This is a genomic window from Pandoraea fibrosis, from assembly GCF_000807775.2.
Taxonomy (GTDB): domain Bacteria; phylum Pseudomonadota; class Gammaproteobacteria; order Burkholderiales; family Burkholderiaceae; genus Pandoraea; species Pandoraea fibrosis.
Map to the genome: position 1 here is coordinate 2,838,326 of NZ_CP047385.1, position 16,888 is coordinate 2,855,213.

Annotated in this window: 15 protein-coding genes; 1 reads left to right on the forward strand and 14 read right to left on the reverse strand. The window is 61.4% G+C overall.

Features of this window, described 5'->3' with window-relative positions; genetic code table 11:
• Positions 1-18: 18 nt before the first annotated feature.
• Genes PI93_RS12635 through PI93_RS12655 form a run of 6 tightly spaced genes read right to left on the reverse strand, consistent with a single transcriptional unit; the run spans position 19 to position 5,298 of the window.
• A complete protein-coding gene (locus PI93_RS12635; RefSeq protein WP_039371431.1) occupies positions 19-804 on the reverse strand; it encodes a maleate cis-trans isomerase family protein in 786 nt (261 codons plus the stop codon).
• Complete coding sequence (locus PI93_RS12640) at positions 801-1,289, reverse strand: acyl-CoA thioesterase (protein WP_039371433.1); 489 nt, start codon at positions 1,287-1,289, stop codon at positions 801-803. Before PI93_RS12640 ends, PI93_RS12635 begins: the two co-directional genes overlap by 4 nt.
• The gene (locus tag PI93_RS12645) at positions 1,286-3,013 is read right to left on the reverse strand and encodes an AMP-binding protein (protein ID WP_039371436.1); all 1,728 of its coding nucleotides are present in this window, start codon (positions 3,011-3,013) and stop codon (positions 1,286-1,288) included. The genes PI93_RS12640 and PI93_RS12645 overlap by 4 nt, the downstream gene beginning before the upstream one ends.
• A 29-nt stretch (positions 3,014-3,042) precedes the next feature.
• On the reverse strand, positions 3,043-3,321 hold the full coding sequence (locus tag PI93_RS24995) for a hypothetical protein (RefSeq protein WP_306439135.1): 279 nt from the start codon (positions 3,319-3,321) through the stop codon (positions 3,043-3,045).
• Positions 3,318-3,965, reverse strand: coding sequence for a VOC family protein (locus PI93_RS12650; RefSeq protein ID WP_328803329.1), 648 nt, complete (start codon positions 3,963-3,965; stop codon positions 3,318-3,320). Before PI93_RS12650 ends, PI93_RS24995 begins: the two co-directional genes overlap by 4 nt.
• A gap of 46 nt (positions 3,966-4,011) precedes the next feature.
• Entirely contained in the window at positions 4,012-5,298 is a 1,287-nt protein-coding gene (locus tag PI93_RS12655; protein WP_039371438.1) for an alpha/beta fold hydrolase, read from the reverse strand.
• Between the two features lie 185 nt (positions 5,299-5,483).
• Here PI93_RS12655 and PI93_RS12660 point away from each other — a divergent pair, with 185 nt between their 5' ends.
• Positions 5,484-6,167 carry a TetR/AcrR family transcriptional regulator gene (locus PI93_RS12660; protein ID WP_039371441.1) on the forward strand — a complete coding sequence of 228 codons (684 nt, stop codon included), beginning with the start codon at positions 5,484-5,486 and terminating at the stop codon, positions 6,165-6,167.
• 82 nt (positions 6,168-6,249) lie between these two features.
• On the opposite strand, the gene PI93_RS12665 is transcribed toward PI93_RS12660, so the two are convergent.
• The 8 genes from PI93_RS12665 to PI93_RS12700 form a co-directional block, all read right to left on the reverse strand.
• Entirely contained in the window at positions 6,250-7,101 is an 852-nt protein-coding gene (locus tag PI93_RS12665; protein ID WP_039371445.1) for a hypothetical protein, read from the reverse strand.
• A gap of 292 nt (positions 7,102-7,393) precedes the next feature.
• Positions 7,394-9,979 (reverse strand): bifunctional aconitate hydratase 2/2-methylisocitrate dehydratase, encoded by a 2,586-nt coding sequence (gene acnB / locus PI93_RS12670; RefSeq protein ID WP_039371447.1) that lies wholly within the window; start codon positions 9,977-9,979, stop codon positions 7,394-7,396.
• A gap of 544 nt (positions 9,980-10,523) precedes the next feature.
• Positions 10,524-11,579: an AI-2E family transporter gene (locus PI93_RS12675; protein ID WP_039371450.1), complete on the reverse strand. Its 1,056-nt coding sequence runs from the start codon at positions 11,577-11,579 to the stop codon at positions 10,524-10,526.
• Positions 11,580-11,811: 232 nt separating this feature from the next.
• The gene (locus PI93_RS12680; protein WP_052240724.1) at positions 11,812-13,380 is read right to left on the reverse strand and encodes a DUF1254 domain-containing protein; all 1,569 of its coding nucleotides are present in this window, start codon (positions 13,378-13,380) and stop codon (positions 11,812-11,814) included.
• Positions 13,381-13,500: 120 nt separating this feature from the next.
• Entirely contained in the window at positions 13,501-13,800 is a 300-nt protein-coding gene (locus PI93_RS12685) for a YXWGXW repeat-containing protein (protein WP_080759226.1), read from the reverse strand.
• Between the two features lie 46 nt (positions 13,801-13,846).
• Positions 13,847-14,647: an acid phosphatase gene (locus tag PI93_RS12690; protein WP_039371453.1), complete on the reverse strand. Its 801-nt coding sequence runs from the start codon at positions 14,645-14,647 to the stop codon at positions 13,847-13,849.
• A 328-nt stretch (positions 14,648-14,975) separates the two neighbouring features.
• A complete protein-coding gene (locus PI93_RS12695; RefSeq protein WP_144400260.1) occupies positions 14,976-15,431 on the reverse strand; it encodes a hypothetical protein in 456 nt (151 codons plus the stop codon).
• Positions 15,432-15,498: 67 nt separating this feature from the next.
• Positions 15,499-16,626, reverse strand: a complete 1,128-nt coding sequence (locus tag PI93_RS12700) for a hypothetical protein (RefSeq protein WP_144400261.1) — start codon at positions 16,624-16,626, stop codon at positions 15,499-15,501.
• Positions 16,627-16,888: the final 262 nt, after the last annotated feature.

Below are 16,888 nucleotides of genomic sequence, written 5' to 3' on the forward strand. Positions count from 1 at the left end.
GCGAGGATGACGAGGACCTCAGGCAATGCGAGTCAGCGGTTGTGCGCTCGCCACGGCCAGCAGGGCGCCGGCGTCAGGCACCACCGGTGCCAGACCGAGGTGATCGAGCATCTGGCGCACGGTGCTCACGGCAGTCGACGTCACGGGCAGGCCGAGCCGGTCCTGTGCGATCTGGATCGCGGGCAACGATGGCATCTGCACGCAGGCGGACAGCACGACAACGTCGGCATTGGCCGTATTGAGCCGCTTCACGTCGTCGAGCAATTGCATGGGGTCGCGGCGTCCGACCTCGAGGTTGTCGGGAATTTCGAACGACAGGGCGTCGAGCACTTCGATGCCTTCGTGTTCGATGTACTCGACCACCGCCTGCGTCAGCGGCTTCATGTAGGGCGCCATCAGCGAGATCCTGCGTGCGCCCAGCGTCTTGAGCCCGGCCACGAGCGCCCCGGCCGACGTCATGACCGCGGCTTCGCAATGGTTCTCGCGCGCGACGCGACGCAGGTCTTCCTCGACCTGACGGTGGTAGCCCGGTCCCATCGCCATGATGGCGACGAGGCATGCCGTACTCATGACATCCACGCGCGCATCGGCGAGTTCGGCGGCGCAGCGCAGTCCCTCGGCGTTCATCGCCTCCAGTTCTTCCCTGACCACGCGATGCATGCGCATGCGGCTCGAATGGAAGGTGAAGCGTTCGGGCAGGATCTGCTCGCGCGAGCGCAGCATGGCGGGAATCTCGGTCTCCATGGTGGTGTTGGAGCTGGGCACGATCTGCCCGATGCGAAATGGAGTGGGGATGGGGGTCATGGGGTGATGTCTCCTGCGAGTGAGAGGGCTGCGACGTCTTGGCAACAGGCGCGGTATTGTTCAAGCGCCTCGCGTAGAACCGATGGCATCTCGATCGACTCGCGCGCGCCGCGCTGAATGCAGATCGGCGTGAGTCGTGCAATGAAGGCGATGTCGTTGTCGGCTTTGCGTGCCGTCATCAGCAAGGTGAAGGTTCGGGTGCGGATCTGCGCGACTTCCACGGTGACGTCGAAGGCATCGTCTGGCCAGAGCGAGCGGCGGAAATCGAAGTCCAGCGCCCGGGTAGGCGTGCCAAAGCCATGACGGTGCTTGACGGCCTGCGGTGTGCCGCCGAAGAGCGATCCGTAGAACAACTCGGCGATGGAGATCACATAGTCGGAGAAGGTCGCCGTGTAGACGACGCTGGCCGGATCGCACTCGCCCCAGCGCACCTGACGCCGCACCACGAAGGGGCGTTCGCTCACCACGTATTCGGTGCTGATCATGCGTCCGCCTTTGCCGTTTGCGCGGCATCGTAGGGAGTAATTCCTGCCGTTTCCGCGGCGAGGCGTGCGGCGATGGCGGCTCGCAGCGAGGCCTTGTCGACCTTGCCGACGCGGGTCACGGGAAATTCGTCGACCGCCTCGATGCGTTCCGGGCACTTGAACTTCGCCAACCCGTGGCCGACGAGAAACTCGGCAAGCTCGGGGACGGAAGGGGCGACATGCCCAGGGCGCAGGATGAGATAGACGCAACCGCGCTCGCCGTACAGCGGATCGGGCATGGCGACCAGCTTGGCGTCGGCAACGGCAGGATGATGGCTGACAAACGCTTCCACTTCCTCGCAGCCGATCTTCTCGCCGCCACGATTGATGTTGTCGCGCAGACGACCTTCGAAGGCGAAGCAACGCACGCCGTCGATGACCTTCTCCGTCACCATGTCGCCGGTGCGCACGAAGCCGTCCGGCGTCAGTGTCTGGGCCGTTGCCTCGGGAGCCTTGTAATAGCCGCGCAGGCTCGACGGTCCACGGAAGCAGAGTTCGCCGGCGGTGCCGTCCTCGGCGGGCGTATCCGTGCCCGGAAACAGCACGCGAATATCGTCGTCGTCGCATCCGGACAACCCCTGGGTGTGGTGACGCAGCGCCGCTGGCAGATGCGGGCCGGCCCCCATGAGCAGGCCTTCGGTCGTGCCATAGAGGTTGAAGCATGGCACGCCGAGGTGGGCTTCCAGGGAGTCGGCGCGGCTCATCGTGCCGAAAAGTTGCAGCGACGACAGATCGTGCTTGCGGACATCCTTGTACGCGATCATTTGCGGTGCAACGGGGCCGATCGACAGGCCATGCGTGACGCGGTGTGTCTCGATCAGCGTGAGCATACGGGCGATGTCGACACGCGGCATCAGCACGGTCGTCATGCCGGTCGCCACGGTGGACGCCAGCACGTAGAGCTGACCGGCGTTATGCAGCAGCGGCAGCGACCAGATCATGCGGCTGTGTTCGGTCATGCCGATGTGGTGCATCCACGTCAGCGAGTGACCGATGTATTCCGCATGAAAGCGCGGAATGATCTTGGGCACACCCGTCGTGCCGCCCGAGAGCTGGAAGCTCAGGACATCCTCGCTGCCGATATGAAGGTCGGCCAGCACGTTGCGGGCACGCTCAAGTGGCATCGCGTTGATCAGACACTCGACGGCGTGGTAGCCCTTGTCCGCCGGGTCGTTCTGCTCGGTCGGTTTTCCACGCGCCACCAGCAAATGCTCCAGCGACGGGTGCCGCGCCATCATCTGATGGGCAAACCCAACGAGATCGAAGGCAGAGAAATCGGCTTGCACGAAGTAGCCACGCGCCTCGGACTGTAAAACCAACTGACCGATTTCCACTTCCCGGTATTGCGGCACGGCGCACACGGGGACGACGCCCGCCTTATAGGCGCCCATCAACGCGACAACCGTGTCGACGGTGGTGCCCATCTGGAAGATTGCCCGGTCCCCCGGACGCAGGCCCAGTTCGATGAGCGCGGCGCCAAGCCGTTCGCTGCGCGCGTCGAGTTCCGCGAAGCTCAGCGTGGCCTCGTCACTGAGGTAGGCGGGGCGCTGAGGCACGCGCGCGGCGGTGGCCCGCAAGGCGTCGCCGAGGGTGGTGTCCACCCAGGCATTCGACGCGAAATACCGCTGCGCCAGGTCCGGCGGACAGTAAGTCACGCCGTCGATACGGTGATAGATACCGCTCATGTTGTCTCCTGCACGTTCCTGTGGCGACGTTATGTGCGCGGGGCGATCCGCACGACGTCGCGCTCGTAGCTTTCGATACGGCCGTTGAGCCCGCCAGTGAACAACCCGTACCAGACAGCGGGTTTGAGGCCCATTGCCCGACGCTCGAAGGCAATCGGCACGTCGCTGGAAATCACGGTGTAGTCGCCGAGGGTCTCGACGCGGCACGATGGCAGCCCACGAGCGGCCTCGGTCAGCGCCGAAAATTCGGGCACATTGAGGACGAAGATTTGCAGTGGCTGTTGCGGATGTTGCGATGACGCGCTCATGACTGACGCTCCCCATGCAGACGTTGACCGAGGCGCTGCGCTTTGCGTTGCCACACGGTATCGATGCAGGTGAAGGCAGCGCCCCCCGCCCGGGCCTCGTCCTCGATTTCCATGGCGGCTTCGAGCGTGGCCGACGCGTCGCGCGCATCGATGCCTTCCAGCGCGCGCAACTTCCGGGTGATCTCGATGAAGTAGCCGTTCGGGTCGCGGAAGTAGATCGACTCGATCACCTCGTGCGCCGTCTCGGTCGAGACTTCCACGCCGCGTGCTTCGAGCCGCATCTTCCAGGCGCGCAGCGTTTCCGGGCTGTCGACCAGCCATGCGGTGTGCGTGGCGTCGAACACGTGGTCGTCGGGCAAGGGAGGGCGGCCGGGACGTTGGGCGAGCGACGCCGGTTCCTCGCTGCCCAGATAGTAGAAGAAGGCGATCGTGCTGCCGTGACCGCTATCGAAGAAGAAGTGCAGGAAATCCGGATGCGTTGCCGGCCCCCAGCCGCGCGCGGAGATTGTGTGAATCAGCGGCAGACCGAGGACGTCGCGATAGAACTCGACCGTCTGTCGCAGTCGCCAGGTTGGCCGCGCCGTGTGATCCACGCCTTGCAGACGCAAGGCGAGATCGGCTGCGGGGATGTCGTTCAACTTCATGTCGGGTCTCCCGAAGTTCGGTAATGCCGTTGGGGGATAGGGCGTGTCATTGGGGGAAGGTCTCGCGCAGCCAGTCTTGCAGCAGGCGACCGGCGATGTAGCGTCCCGCCTCTTCACCTTCGGCCAGGGCGCGGCCGTGGTGATCGCCGCGCACGCGCCGGTGTGACTTTTGCGTTGTGCCGAGGCTGGCGTAGATGTCTGCGATGACGCTGGGAAAGCACGCCTGATCGCCCGTGTATTCGATGAGCAGTGTGGGCTGCACGATGGCCGGTGCCGTTTTCGACAGCAAGGCATTCGAGGACAGCCCGGACCATGTCGAGAGCCAGGCCTCGGGAGAGCAGACGCGGCCAAAACCCACGGAACCGTAGTTCGAGGTGAACGGGTCGCTGCCCCACAGGGAGCCGAAACGGCGCTCGGAGGGATCGAGCGTCAGGTCGAAGCAGCGCAGGTCGGCATCGGTTCGCCAGACGGTCATCAGCGGTGTGTGCGCTGCCATACGGCGCAGACGGGCGTCGGTCTGATCCGCTTCGCGCTTGAGACGTTCGCGTGCACCCTGACGTGCGGCGATCAAATCGCGCGCCATCGCGTCGAGGCGTGCCACACGTGCGGTCTGCGCGGCGCGGTAGCGTGTCACGAAGTCGGCGTCATACCGCGTTGCAAGGGCGGCCCCCGACTGTCGCGGCACGAACCCATTGGCGGGATCGAACGGGTCGAGTGTCGGGTCGACGGACAGTGCATCATGCTCATTGGTGACCGACGGATCGATGCAGGTCTGCAACAAGGCGCCTTGTCCGGGGTGAGGGGCAATGAAAACCATCCCGTCGATGAGGGGCATGTCGAGCGAGGCAAGCTTGGTCGGGCGGCCGCCGGGCGTGCGTTCGATACGGGCTTGTGGCGCTAGCCCGGATTGCTGCGTGTAAAGGGCGTAGAGGCCGCTGCCACCGGAATTGCCGAGCAAGACGATGCGCTTGAACCCGGCGTCACGCAGGAATCGCAGGCTGGCGGCAACGTCATAAAGTGCGAATTCGTGCTCCAGCCGCATGTCGTTGCCGACCGAGCGCGGAGCCTGTGTCCATGCGGCATAGCCGGCATCGACGATATCCGGGATCAGGTAGTGGCACGCCATGAATTCGCGCGGATGCATGATGCAAACCACCGTATCGGGCGAACCCGCGGTGTAAAGCGCGCCGCTGGTTGCCGCGCCGTCTGCCGTGCGAAGAACGACGTTGCGGGTTGTCGCACCCAGTGGCAGGTCTCGCGGATTCCAGTCCGTGTTGAGAAATCCCGCCGTCGCGCCTTGCGCGTCACTACGGCCAAGCTGTTGCTGACTCATCTCCTCACCTCCTTTTTTTACATACTAGTTCAATTTTTTACGAATGAGTAAACATTTTATTGAAAATTTGACGGAGGCGTAAAAAGTCTCGATCTTGAGCGTGCACAGGGCTTTGCGCGGCAAGGGAATTTGGTTATCGTTGGGGTTTTCTGACGCCTGCGTCAAAGTAAGGACTGAACGTCGTCATGAGCAAAGCACAGACAAAAAGCGACGCGTTGCGGGAAAACATTCTGGAAGTCGCCACGCGGCTGTTCATCGAGCGCGGGTTCGACGGGACGAGTTTCAACGACATTGCCGATGTGGTCGGCGTGAGTCGTCCGGCGCTGTACTACTACTTCAAGAGCAAGGAGGCGATTCTTGAGGTGCTGACCACGGTGGTCACCCGGGCGGCGGGGGAGTTGGCTTCTGAGGCCATGCCGGAGGACTTACGGCAGCCGTCGGCGATGTTGCGGCATCTGGTGATGCGTCACGCACATCTGATCCTGACGCATCCGCTGCAATTCCGTGTGGTGGAGCGCAACGAAGACAACTTGCCGCTCAAGCAGCGGAAGCTGGCCGAGCAGTCGCGTCGCGCCGTGCTCGAGCAGTTCCGGCAAGCGATTGAGTTGGGTATCGAACGCGGTCAGTTTCGCGTGATGGATGCGAAGGTCGCCGCGTTTTCGATCATCGGCATGTGTAATTGGACGGCGTGGTGGTTCACGCCGTCCGGTCCGCGCAACGCCGACGAGATCGCAGGGCAGATCGCCGATATGGCGCTGCGCGCCGTCGAGCAGGAGTCCGGACGGCAACTCAGCGAGCAGAGTGCAGCGGGGGTGTTGAAGCTGCTACGCGACGACATCGATTTGCTTGAACGGCATATCAAGCCGTAGCGCTCGCTTAACCGCCTGACGGAAACGGGCCCACCGTAGCTCGGGGCCGTTTCCCGCCAAGCGCCGTTCGTGTCGTTGCAACTTACTTGTCGGTCGTGGCTGCGATGCCGACAAGCACGTTCGGCGCGACGAAGGCGACATAATCCTGTCCCCGCAGCCGGGCGATCTGTTGGAGATAGCCGCTGAACTGTGACGACTTGTCGCTGGTTTTATTCCCGAGCGCCGAATCGATCTCAAAGCCGTAGTAGACCGGAATGACGGCCTTGTCGTTGACGACCCAACGGATCACTTCCGTGACGGATTTGACGCCATCGTACTGCTTGTGGAGATTGGCGATGTCGTCGGCGTAACGCTGCTGATAGCTCTGGCGCGAGGCCTCGAGCGATGCGGTATTCGCGCCTGAGTTAGCCTTGTCCAGTTCTGCTTGGTAGCGTTCCACTTCGGACGCTGCGTAAGCCCGGGCGGTATCCCACACCTGCTTGGCTTTCAAGGCCGAGGGGCCGTCCATGCCAGCCGTTTGTGCCTGACTCTTTTCGTCGATTTGCTGCAACTCGGCCTTCTTCTCTTCGAGGAGCTTCGCGTAGCGAGCGGCGTCGCCGGCGGACCCTTCGATCGCTTTTCCGAGGTTGTCGTTGCTCGCCTTGAGATAACCATTGATCTCGTCGATTTTTGCGTCGCGGACCTTGTTCAGGGCGGCGACGGCATTATCCAGTTCGCAGCGATATTCAACCGCCGTGCGATTGCTGTCGTCCTTGAGCTTTTTCCAACTGGTGGCCTTGCAGGCGGCGCGCTCGGACAACACGGAGCCGTAGGTGTGTGTGGCATCGACAGGGTCATTGGCGGCTTTCACCTGACCGACTTCGGAGTCCTCGCAACCGGCCAGAAGGGCGCAGAGCAGCGCGGTGACAACGCAATATCGTGATCTCAGATTCATGTCTTCTGTTTCTTGTAAAAACGATGGCCCCTCATCGCTGGCGCTGGCGATACGCAGATGCCCTCGATGTTGGACAGGGGGGGGGATTGCCACGGGTTGGCGGTAGACGCCGAACCGCCAGAGGGATAACGGCATTTTTATGAAGATGTTTAATAAGCCGGAGGATCCCTGTGGCGTGCGCTGAGGGCCGGGATACCGTTGCCCCATAAAAAATGGCGCCGAGAGCGAAATGCTCGCGGCGCCATGGTTCGGTGTAACGGCGCGAAACGCGCGCCGTAGTCCGACAGCAGACTTACATCGTTACCGTGTCGGCGACTTCCTTGAAGTCTTCGATCTGGTCGAAGTTCATGTACTTGTAGATCTTGTCGCCGTTGGTGGCGAGTACGCCCATGTCGGCCATGTACTCTTCCTTGCTCGGGATCTTGCCGAGGCGCGAGCAGATGGCAGCCAGTTCCGCCGAGCCGAGATACACGTTCGTGTTCTTGCCCAGACGGTTCGGGAAGTTACGGGTCGACGTCGACATGACGGTCGCGCCTTCGCGCACTTGAGCCTGGTTGCCCATGCACAGCGAGCAGCCCGGCATTTCGGTGCGCGCACCTGCCGTGCCGAAGACACCGTAGTGACCTTCTTCAGTCAACTGCTTCTGATCCATCTTCGTCGGAGGGGCCACCCACAGCTTGACCGGAATGTCGCGCTTGCCTTCGAGCAGCTTCGACGCGGCGCGGAAGTGACCGATGTTGGTCATGCATGAGCCGATGAACACTTCGTCGATCTTGGCACCGGCCACGTCGGACAGGGTCTTCACGTCGTCCGGATCGTTCGGGCAGGCCACGATCGGCTCGTGGATGTCGGCCAGATCGATCTCGATGACCGCAGCGTATTCGGCGTCGGCATCCGGCGAGAGCAGCTTCGGATCGGCCAGCCATTGCTCCATCGCCGTGATACGGCGTTGCAGGCTGCGCGGGTCCTGATAGCCCTGAGCGATCATCCACTTCAGCAGCGTGACATTGCTGTTGAGGTATTCGATGATCGGTTCCTTGTTCAGATGCACCGTGCAACCGGCGGCCGAGCGTTCGGCGGAGGCATCCGACAGTTCGAACGCTTGCTCGACCTTCAGGTCCGGCAGGCCTTCGATTTCAAGGATACGGCCGGAGAAGATGTTCTTCTTGCCTTGCTTGGCGACGGTCAGCATGCCTTGCTTGATCGCGTACAGCGGGATCGCATTGACAAGGTCGCGCAGCGTGACGCCCGGCTGCATCTTGCCCTTGAAGCGGACCAGCACCGATTCGGGCATGTCCAGCGGCATCGTGCCGGTGGCTGCCGCGAAGGCGACCAGACCCGAGCCTGCCGGGAAGCTGATGCCGATCGGGAAACGGGTGTGCGAGTCGCCGCCCGTGCCAACGGTATCGGGCAGCAGCATGCGGTTCAGCCACGAGTGGATCACGCCATCGCCCGGACGCAGGGCGATACCGCCGCGGGTGCTGATGAAGTTCGGCAGCGTCTGGTGCGTCTTCACGTCCACCGGCTTCGGATAAGCGGCCGTATGGCAGAACGACTGCATGACCAGATCGGCAGAGAAGCCGAGGCAGGCCAGATCCTTGAGTTCGTCGCGCGTCATCGGGCCGGTGGTGTCTTGCGAGCCGACCGAGGTCATCTTCGGTTCGCAGTAGGTCCCCGGACGGATGCCTTGACCTTCCGGCAGACCGCAGGCGCGGCCAACCATCTTTTGTGCGAGCGAGAAGCCACGGCCGCTGTCGGCCGGTTGCTGCGCCAGTCGGAACAGCGTCGAGGCGGGCAAACCGAGGGCTTCGCGCGCCTTGGTGGTCAGGCCGCGGCCGATGATCAGGGGAATGCGGCCGCCGGCGCGCACTTCGTCGAACAGCACGTCGGACTTGACCTGGAATTCGGCGATGACTTCGCCGTTCTTCAGCGCTTTGCCTTCGTAAGGGCGCAGTTCGATGACGTCGCCCATTTCCATCTTCGACACGTCGAGTTCGATCGGCAGGGCACCGGCGTCTTCCATGGTGTTGTAGAAGATCGGGGCGATCTTGCTGCCCAGGCACACGCCGCCGAAGCGCTTGTTCGGGATGAAGGGAATGTCTTCGCCCGTGAACCACAGCACCGAGTTGGTGGCCGATTTGCGCGAGGAGCCGGTGCCGACCACGTCACCCACATAGGCGACCAGATGGCCCTTTTCCTTGAGCGATTCGATGAACTTGATCGGGCCGCGCTTGCCGTCTTCTTCCGGGGGGATGCCGGGGCGTGCGTTCTTGAGCATCGCCAGCGCGTGCATCGGAATATCCGGGCGGGTGGTGGCGTCGGGTGCCGGCGACAGGTCGTCGGTGTTGGTTTCGCCCGTGACCTTGAACACGGTCACGGTCAGGCTTTCCGGCACTTCCGGACGGCTCGTGAACCATTCGGCATCGGCCCAGCTTTGCAGCACGGCGCGCGCATTGGCGTTGCCTTTGTCGGCCAGTTCCTTGACGTCGTGGAACTGATCGAACATCAGCAGGGTTTTCTTGAGGGCGTCGGCCGCGACGGTGCCGACTTCGGCGTCCGACAGCAGTTCGATCAGCGGCTGAATGTTGTAGCCGCCGAGCATCGTGCCGAGCAGTTCGGTCGCACGGGCACGTGAGATCAGTGCGCAGGCGGTCTCGCCCTTGGCGACGGCGGCCAGGAAGCCGGCCTTCACGCGAGCGGCTTCGTCCACGCCGGCGGGCACGCGATGGGTAATCAGGTCAAGAAGGGTCTGCGCTTCGCCGGCAGGCGGGTTCGTCAGCAATTCGACCAGTTCGGCAGTCTGCTGAGCCGTCAGCGGCAGGGGAGGAATACCAAGCGCGGCGCGAGCGGCCACGTGAGCACGATAGTTTTCAAGCATGGGGAGACCTGCTGTGTTGCGTTTCGGGGGAAGGCTTTTCAGGCCTCCAAGGCTATACCGGGCGCTACTTTGACCGTAATTTTAGTCTCGGGACTTCCTTCCGTCAAATGTCTTATATCTTATATAAGAGTTGAGTGGCGTGATTGAGACGCCGACAGGGGCGAATACCTGCCGACATCCGGTATCGGTTGCACGGAAACGTTTCAGTGCGGCTGTCGGGATTCGCAGGCCGCACGGGGACGGGAGGGCCGCCGCGAGCGCCCTGGAGCTTTGATTTTTCGGCCCGAGCGATTGAGTTTTGATGTGAGATGCCGCATGCCGGGCGATCTGTCTTGTGAAGCCGAGATGTCCCGGTTACGCTGGTTTCCAACGACTGCGCGGCTCAATTCGAAGGCGTTGATGCAGGCGAGTCGTTCTCCCCGCGGTGTACCTCCACCGCACCTCTCCTTGCTGTCCCCCCAGGTGGCAAGGAGCCTGAACCGCCTCTATTCGAGGCGGTCTTTTTTTGTGCGTCGTATCAGCGTGCGACTGCCCCGTTACACGTTTACTTCCCTTCGGGGGAGGAGGGAAGCATGGCGTCGGGCGCGCCGTCGTGCGATATGAGGATCGCCAGCCAGCGCGAGCTCTCGAATTGGGCTGCGATCACCATCACGAGGACAGTCAGCGGGGTCGACAGAATCGCACCCGGCACCCCCCACACCAGTGTCCAGATCCCCAGAGCGAACAGACCGAAGAGTGGATCGGTGTTGGTGCTTTTCGCCTGTAGTTTGGGCTGGACGAGATTGTGGGCGATCTGGAAGATCGACAGTGTGACGGCGAACACCACGAGCGGCACCGTAATCGAATCGCTATGGATCGCCGCGAATAACGCAGGCACGACGCTCGCGACGAACGGCCCGATCACAGGCATGAAGGCGAGAAGGAACACCGTCACCGCCCAGAAGGCCGTATTGGGCAGTTCGGCGAGGCGGAAGACCAGTGCGGAGATCACAGCAATCGCGAGATTGATTGCCGTCTGGGAGATCAGATACGCCTGAACGCCATGCACGATCTTGTTGAGCACAATGCGCTGCGAATTCGCCCGAGCCTCGTTCGTCGTAATCCGCAGAATTTTGGGGTTGTTGTTTCTCGTCGCCCCGAACAGCATGAACACCAGAAACAACACGGTCAGAAATGCCATCGATACGGCATTGCCCAACCAGGAGGCAAGGCTGTGCTCGAGTTTGGGTAAATCGATCAATCCGAGCACGGTTGCCAGATCGAACTTCCGTCCGAAGCCCACCGTAGCGGACCGGATGAGGCGATCGAGCTGGCCCGGCAAGTCGGGGGATTCCTTGATGAGATCGCTGATGCCTTGAAGCGTGATGATGAAGATGCTGTAGGCGCTGAAGCCCACAATCGCCGCGGTCGCGATCAGGATCAGCCATTTCGGTGCTCGCGGCAGCAGACGAACGACCACGGCGACAATGCCCGAGATCAGAATGCGCAGGAGAATGGCGAGGAAGAATGGAATGAGTACCGGGCGAAGAAAATACAGGATCGCCAGACCTGCGGCTACGCCCGTTGTTGTCTGTGCAACGGACCCGGGTGTTGTTGTCATGATGGATCTTCTTTACGGTGGAGGCTGAAAACGCGCCTCGATTCGCGCGTCTTTCGTCCGCAAGAATATCAGGCTAATTTGTTCCGGGGATAGGGCGTCCATATCGCATGACGGCGGAGCCATCGCGGGCCGGACGTGCAAAAAAGGGGCCGCCCTGCGATGTCCGCAGGCGGCCCCAGTCATCGTTCCAATCTTCTCGCGGATCACACCACTCGTTGGCTTGCGATAGCGCTTACTCCACTTCTTCGATCTCACCCGGTTTCCAGGTCTTGTCGAACCACGGATCAAGCGGGCCGTAGAGTCGCAGGATCGTGAACCACCCCTTGCCCGGCACCGTCTGCATCCAGTTGGCTTCCTTGCCCTTGGGCGCGACCGGGCCGAAGTACAGATCGACCGACCCGTCCGCGTTGGCGATCAGCTTGTCGCGCTTGTTGTTCTTGCTCGGGAACGGTTGCGAGGTCTGGAGTTCGGAGCGGGTCTGCGGATCATAGATGACCACCGACCAGAAGTCCTTTGCGGGTACGTTCTTGGGGATGCGCAGTCGATAGTGCTTCGCGCCGTCGAGGGGCTTGCCCGTCGAGTCGTCGCTGGCAACGGCATATTGCGAGCCCGCACCGACCAGTTTTGCCGCCATGGCCGGTGTGTTGACGGTTGCGACATAGAAGAAGTTCGTGCGCGCATCGAGGTCACGCCCCGAGAGGCCGTCACCGCCGAGCCAGCGATAGTCGTCGCCGATAAAGCTGATGCGCCATGCACTGTTCGGATACAGCGCTGCGCGCGGATCGCGACTGCGGAAGCTGATGGACCGGGCGGTGGCGTTACCGACGGCGACCGCATCGGTCAGAATCTTCGTCATCCGTTCGTCGGGCGAGAATTTCTTGCCTTTGCGAATGCCGATCGAGGCAGCCAGGCCCCGCAACTCGGGATCGATGAAGCCGATCGGCTCCTTCTGAATCACGTGATCGAGTTCTTCGAAGAACGCGAAGGTGTTGGCATGCACGGTGTTGAAGGCTTGCTTGGAGGAGTTGATGAACTCCATCTTCGGCGGATTCTTCGCCCGGCTCAGGGAGTAGATCTTGAAGCCGTCGCGGAACATCTTCGACGCGGCGTCAGGTTTGCCGTCCACCAGGAATCCGCGCAGGACCACGAAGTTGACATAGGAGGGCGAGTAGGAGATGAAGTACTCGCCACCGTCCTTCACGTCCTTGGGGAGCTTGCCCTTGTAATCCGGCGGCACGATCAGGTACTTGCCGCCCTTGCCACGATCCGGGCCGGGAGCGCCCATGTCGACCACGAAGCGGAAGAATGCATCGTTGACCGTCCCCGGGCCGCTGCCCGGCGGCACTTCGACCACGGTCGGGCCGTCGGTCTGCAAGTCGAGCATCGAGAACGCGTAGACCGTGTCGGTGTTGGCGGTGAGCAGAAGCGGATTGGAGTCCGCCAGTTGATCGTAGATCGTGGCCTGATTGCTCTTGGTGGCACCCAATGCAACCGTCGATCGACGAATGGCTTCGATGCTCGCGGCAGGCATGAGGTTGAGAAACACCTCCACGCCACGCAGGAAGTCGAGGTTGTCGAAGGCCAGCTTCGCGGTCTCCTGTGTCGGCACGCCGTCGACGAAGTTCAGCGTGCCGATGCGGGTCTGGACGGTATCCGGCGTCAGGATCTCTGGCGGAATGTAGGTATTGAAGCCGCGCGTGGGTGCTGCGCCTTCAGGGGCCTTTTGCGCATAGACGCTCGGGGCGCAAAGCGCGCCGATGAGTGTGGCCGCGACAAGGCTTCGGTTACGGTTGAATTTCATTCACTTCTCCATCGTTAAAGTTCTTGCAAAGGAGATGCCTGTTTAGAGCCGCTGAGAACCGCGCCTACGCGAGCATGACCTGAGCCGATTACGTCTGCCAAACAATCCTGTTGACGATGCTCAATCCCAGTGGCTGGGCATCCAACGCCAGCTCGCGCCGTACCGGACCCAGTGACCCGGTATCCAGCGATGCCCGACCCGCACCGGTTGCCAATGCCCGGGTTCCCAGATATATCCCGTTGCGGCCCAACGCCAGTGGCCGGGGTCCCAGACGTAACCCGCGCGTGCAGCTGGCACCACCTCCACTCGTGCGGCTGGCGGTTCGTGGGGGGCGATGATGATCGTTTCTGCAAAAGCGATGCCGGTCGCGAGCGTGAGCGCGGCGGCGCCTAGCCATGTGTAAAGGGACTTCTTTGTCATTCAGTTTCCGTTTTCTATGGACAAGCGATAACGTCCGGTGAGTTTGTTATTGCGCCGACAAGGCGGCTTCTTCTGCGCCGCAATTGGCTGTCGACGTAGCACCCTTGGCGCGGACGGCCTGAACTTCCTTGCGAGCGGCCTTCACGTCGGCGAGAAATTGCGCATTGGTATGCAGCTTGGCCACCGTGGCGGCGCCCATCGTGCGTCCGGCGTCCACGTCACTTTGCCAATGGGCATTGCAGACGACCCGGCTTTGGCCAAATTCCAGACCGCGTTTGAGCAGCGCATCGGCGCGATCCGGGCTGATTTCGGCCAATACGAGTGCCCAGGCCCAACCGGCAGCCGTGTGGCCCGACGGGTACGAGCCGTCGTGACGCAGCAACGGTTCCTGCTCAGGCAAACAGGTGCCTTCGTTGTGAACCACGAAGGGGCGAGTGCGGTTGTATTTGTTCTTGACGCCGTAGGTCGACATCCCGGCATCGGTCAGGACTCGCTCCATCAGGTGGTACAGGTGAGGCGTCTTCTTTTGGTCGATGTCGACGCCCATCGCGCAAGAGAAGTTCTTGGCCGGTTGTGGAAACACCAGATCGGCGTCGAGACGTGCGACGTCGGCACGCGCCTTGCCGCGCAACGGCACGGTGGCTTCGCGTGCGGCTTCGTCGCGGGCGAGTGCAGCACTGCCTTCGGCCGGCGGTGGTCCGAGCAATTCGAGACTGTTCGGCAAATCCTTTTGCGGGAGATAGCCGGCTGCGAACTTGAAGTGCGGGTCGGTGATCTTCGGATTTGCCGAGCTGTCTGACGCGCTCGCTGATGCGCTGGCAATACCCAGCAGTACTAAGCCGAACATGCACGTCAATGGGTGATTTCTAAGGCGCATGGATGATGATTCTCGCTTCAACGTGATGGAAAATTGATCGCGCATTGAGCATTGGATAGTCGGCTTTTGCGGCAACGAAAGTGACTGACGATCAGGGGGCTGGTGCAAAAAAGTCGGAAAACCATTCAGCGAATTGCTTCATGACAGTTGTTCCCGGACTGTACCCCGGGTCCTTTCGGGAAAAACGGCGCGAGCGGTCAAATGAGTCAAATTGGCGATAAGAATGAGACGAAATCGAGGCGTCATCGCGGTGGCGGACAATTGGCCGGGCTTTGCGCCGTTTTTTCGGGCGTCGTTATCAAACCGAAGGCACCGCCTGTATTGAAATCAGGAACTTCGTGACCTTGGCGGTTTTCGGGTCCATCAGGCATTCGAAGGAGAACTTGCGCCAGCCGGCGTCGAATCTCGCCTGACCGATACCGATCAATTTATCGTTGCGAATCAGGCTGAGGGTGTTGGGTTCGCTAGTGCCAAGGAAGACGCGATCCACGCCCTTGAGCTTGCCGTCGAAAGCCGACTGCGCGTTTGGGCGGCAAATGAATTCGGCGACCTGCTTGGCGCGCGACCATCCCCGTGCGACGGCGCGGTCGCTTGGCGAGCGCAGGCCGGCAATGTTCGCGTCGATCACGCGCTGCTGGGCCGGCGACACAACAGTTGCCGCCCGAGGTTCGGACGCGGTGTCTTCCAGAGACCCGCAGTAACCCAACGAGGCGACAACGAGTCCGCAGAAGCCGAAGAATGATCGTTTGCACATGGAGTCGACAGCACTATCAAAAATCGTCACCCCGACGTGAGCCAAGAGGCATGGCGGTCGCCGGGGCCTAGAACTTGAAACCGATACCGGTGAGGAAGATGTCGCTATCGCGATCCGACCTCGACATCACCCGTGACCATGCGACCTTCCCAACCCATCGCTTCGAGAACGAATAGGAAGCACCCATCGTCAACAGACCGGAGACGACGTCTCGCCGTCCGCCGGCTTCCGGGTTGGCATGGTATTGATGCCACGTGAAGTAGGGACCGAACCCTACGCTTAGCCCGAGGCGATCGCCGAGAAAGCTCTGGCCGAGCGATAGCTGCGCGGTCATGCCTTGCCGGTATCCGATATCGCTTTTTCCTTCGTTAATGAACGCTACTGCGCCGTCGAACCAATCATTGAAGGCGTGACGGTATTCCACTGAATAGGCCGGTGCGTTTTGCGACGTGCGGCTATTCACCACGGATAAGCCGCCCAATGCGTATAACGTGTGCTTTCCTGCAACTGCGGCGGGCGGCGCGTGTGGCTCGCCGCGTGCCAGATCGTTGAAGCGGTAGCGAACGCCGAGCATGTACGTCGCGGTGTCGATGCTGCGATGCGTGTGTACCCAGTTGGTCCGGAATGACACGGCCCAGTGAGGCCGGAAATACCATGCGAGGTACGCGCTGTACATCATGCCCACGCCATGCTTGTTTTCGTACGCCCGGTCTGGGCCGGTCGCAACCGTATCGAAGTAGGTATAGGGTCCGAGACCGATCCCTGCGTCGAAACGTCCCGCGAAAAATTCTCGGTGCGCCCAAAGCTGCAGTGCAAATCCATCGCGATGATGGTTCGTCACATGCCCTTCGTTGAGCCATGTGAAGGACACGTCGAAATAACGGTGTATGGGCTGCTGATAGTCGAAGCTCCACGCGTAGGTTCGTTCGCGCCCACCGTCCAGCTGCTTCATGTCACCGGGATAGACCCCCACTTGCTGTGCGTACACCCCCGAGCACCACAACGACAAAATTAACCACAGGCTTCGTCGAAACAATTTTTCAATTCCCTTGCGTCGTGCAAAAAAAGCACTTTGGGGGATTTGACGTCTTAATGCGCCGAAGGATGTTTGAAAAACCGAGCCTGATTTTTGATTTTTTGCTTGGGTGGCCGAGGGGGTGTTGCGGTCGGTTTTGACGGTGGTGGTTGTGCTCAATGCGCGGGATTTCGCATGTTTGGCAAACGCTATCGCCTCATATTCAAAGACCTACTTCTAAGCGCTCACCTATCGTGCTGGCATTCGTGGGCAAGTGTGCCACTGGGTAGTTGGTGTGTCCTCGCGTGATGAAACGGCGGCCGAGTCGCTTTGTGGATTTCGAGCGATGACGTTGAAAGATGGCGTCTGTGCCAATTGCCCGAGAAGGCAATGGGGCGTCGTTCCTCGTCAAACGCACCGCTGCCCATATATTTTTCGATAG